Here is a 3,312-nt window from a genome sequence, read left to right as displayed (position 1 = left end):
ATGGCCCCCACATTAACCCCCGACGAACGGCCGCCCCCCCCCCGGCTGGGGGGTTTGGGGTGGGGAGAGGGTGTCTCCGCAATGGGACAATCCCCTAGAGGAGAGAACCCCCACCCGGCGCTTCGCGCCGACCTCCCCCGCAAGCGGGAGAGGTGCACCGTCTGCTTGGCTTGCATCGAATCAGCCAAAACCCGCTTGCCTGATCGGGCGTGCATGACCAGCGTTCCATCGCAAATCTTGCCAACTTTCACCGACGCTGCTGCCTTTCGCGCCTTTCGCTGCGACGCGTCGCGATGGCTGCCGATCGCGCTCGACATCGCGCGCAGCCACGGCCTCGATGTCAGCGCGCCGCACGTGTTTGCCACCGGCACCAATCTCGTGGTGGGGCTCGGCGATCACCTGATCCTGAAAATCTTCCCGCCGCTGCTCCGCGCGCAATTCGTTTCCGAGCGCGGCTCGCTGACGCAGCTTGCCGGCCGCCTTCATCTGCCGATTCCCGAGATCGTCGCCGAAGACGAGCGCGATGGCTGGCCTTACCTCGTCGTCACACGCCTTGCCGGCGCGCTCGGTTCGGAGGTCTGGCCCCAATTGGCGGAAGCGCAGAAGGAGCGCGTGCTGCGCCAGATCGGCGAGACCATTGCGTCCGTGCAGCGCGCCCCGCTCGGCCCGCTCGCACAGATCCAGCCGCGCTGGGACGACTTCATGCGCGCCCAGATGCAGGGCTGCAAGGTGCGGCATACGCGCCTTGGCCTGGCGCCGAAATTCCTCAGAGGCCTCGACGACCTCCTGGTTGATGCGGCCGCGCTCATACCGATGGATGCGCCGCCGGTGATCCTGATCGGCGAGTACATTCCGGAGAACTTCCTGCTCACCTGCCATGACGATCAATGGTCGCTCGCCGGCCTGTTCGACTTCGGCGACGTGCTGGCAGGGTGGCGCGACTACGATCTGCTCGGCCCCAGCGCCTTCATGGCAGCGGGCCGGGCCGGCCGCGTGCGCAACCTGCTCGAAGGCTTTGGCTATACGAAGCTCGACTTCGCGCTCAAGCGCCGCCTGATGGCACTGATGCTCCTGCATCGCGCCAGCGACCTCAACAGCCACGTCTGCATCGACGGCTGGCAGGACAAGGCCGACGATCTGGTCCAGCTTCAGGAGCTGATCTGGGCGGGATGAGTGCCGGTGATCCCCGCCGTCGTCCTGGACAAGCGAAGCGCAGATCCAGGACCCATTATCCCAGCGAGGGGTTTTGCGAAGACTCGTGGTCGCCAGCTTCGCGCCGCAGTTCGCCCTGGGGGAATGGGTCCTGGCTTTCGCCAGGACGACGGCGGTTCAATAAGCCGCCTGCCAAACAAGCGAGACTTAATTCAGCTTATTTTATGAGCAAATGCGCATCTTTGTATGCAATGCCCAAAGCTTGGCCTCGGATCGACGGCCCGATCAATAGCTGCTTCCTTTAAATATTTCAGAGGCTTATGGCGCTTTAAACTCTCTTTAAGCCTTGGCACGAACCTTGCGAATCCAGTTCCAACCATAAAACTTGTGTTGGAGCCATTTCATGAAGCGCCGCGATTTCCTCAAGTCCGTTTCCGGATTGGCCGCTGGCGCGGCGCTTCCGGCCATGCCGCCCGTGATCTTGTCGGCCAAGGCCGATGCGCGCTCGGAGACGTTGCTGATCGTCTCGGAAGGCGGCCCCAACAATCTCGATATCCACGGCGTCGGCACCAATGTGCCCGGCTACGAGGTGTCCTGGAATTGCTACGACCGCCTGATCAGCCACGAGATGAAGGCCGGTCCCGGCGGCGTGCCCTATTACGACCGCGACAAGTTCAAGGGCGAACTCGCCGAGAGTTTCAAGATCGACGACATGTCGGTCACCTTCAAGCTGAAGAAGAACGCCAAATTCCACGACGGCGCGCCTGTGACCGCCAAGGACGTGAAGTGGTCGCTCGACCGCGCCGTCAGCGTCGGCGGCTTCCCCACCTTTCAGATGAGCGCAGGCTCGCTGACCAAGCCTGAGCAGTTCGTCGTGATCGACGACTACACGGTGCGTATCGACTTCCTGAAGAAGGACAAGCTGACGATTCCCGATCTCGCGGTGATCGTGCCCTGCATCGTCAATTCCGAGCTGGTGAAGAAGAACGCCAGCGAAAAAGATCCGTGGGGTCTTGAGTACACCAAGCAGCAGACCGCCGGCTCCGGCGCCTACAAGGTGACGAAGTGGACCGCCGGTACCGAAGTCGTGATGGAGCGCAACGACGATTGGGTCGGCGGCCCCTTGCCGAAGATCAAGCGCGTGATCTGGCGCATGGTGCCGCAGGCCGGCAATCGCCGCGCGCTGCTGGAGCGCGGGGACGCCGACATTTCCTACGAGCTGCCGTTCAAGGATTTCCAGGAGATGAAGGCGAGCGGCAAGCTCAACGTGGTGTCGCTGCCGTTCTCCAACGGCATCCAGTATATCGGCATGAACGTGACCAAGCCGCCGTTCGACAATCCCAAGGTCCGTCAGGCGGTCGCTTATGCGATTCCCTATCAGAAGATCATGGACGCGGTGATGTTCGGGCTGGCCAATCCGATGTTCGGCGCCGCCAAGGACAAGCCGACCGAAGTCGCCTGGCCGCAGCCGCACAAATACAACACCGACATGGAGAAGGCGAAGGCGCTGATGGCCGAGGCCGGCTATGCCAACGGCTTCGACACCACGATCTCGTTTGACCTGAATTTCGCCGGCGTCAACGAGCCGCTCTGCGTGCTGGTGCAGGAGAGTCTGGCCCAGATCGGCATCAAGACCACCATCAACAAGGTGCCCGGCGCCAACTGGCGCACCGAATTGAACAAGAAGGAGATGCCGCTCTTCACCAACGTGTTCTCGGGCTGGCTCGATTACCCCGAATACTTCTTCTACTGGTGCTATCACGGCAATAATTCCGTCTTCAACACCATGAGCTACAAGTCGGCGGCGATGGACAAGTTGATCGACGGCGCACGCGCAGCCGCCGCGACCGGCGACACCGCGACCTACGACACCGACGTGAAGGGCTTCGTCGACCTCGCCTACAGCGACATCCCCCGCATCCCGCTGTACCAGCCCTTCGTCAACGTCGCGATGCAGAAGAACATCAGCGGCTACCAATACTGGTTCCACCGAAGGCTGGATTATCGCGCGATGGCGAAGGGGTGAGGGGGCGTGGCGGGCGCTGCACTCAAGAGTGAGGTGAGCACGCTCTTCAGGCTCCCTCCCCCCTTGTGGGGGAGGGTTGGGGAGAGGGGTAGCCACAAGCTCAGATCTCTCCCGGAGCCACCCCCCTCCCTGCC

At 62.4% G+C, this 3,312-nt stretch carries 2 protein-coding genes; both read left to right on the top strand.

Annotated elements, in window-relative coordinates:
- Positions 1-213 precede the first annotated feature (213 nt).
- A complete protein-coding gene (locus AC0L2J_RS33540; protein WP_473395854.1) occupies positions 214-1,173 on the top strand; it encodes an aminoglycoside phosphotransferase family protein in 960 nt (319 codons plus the stop codon).
- Positions 1,174-1,555: 382 nt separating this feature from the next.
- Positions 1,556-3,178 (top strand): ABC transporter substrate-binding protein, encoded by a 1,623-nt coding sequence (locus AC0L2J_RS33535; protein WP_473395853.1) that lies wholly within the window; start codon positions 1,556-1,558, stop codon positions 3,176-3,178.
- Positions 3,179-3,312: the final 134 nt, after the last annotated feature.

It is taken from the genome of Bradyrhizobium sp. MV1.5, from assembly GCF_055807615.1.
Note: the sequence above shows the minus strand (reverse complement) of the source record. Positions and strands in the feature narration are given on the sequence as shown.

What these genes read in the sequence shown, in the direction of transcription:
- AC0L2J_RS33540 (WP_473395854.1), top strand. Translation starts at nt 214, where the DNA reads ATGACCAGCGTTCCATCGCAAATCTTGCCAACTTTCACCGACGCTGCT.
- AC0L2J_RS33535 (WP_473395853.1), top strand. Translation starts at nt 1,556, where the DNA reads ATGAAGCGCCGCGATTTCCTCAAGTCCGTTTCCGGATTGGCCGCTGGC.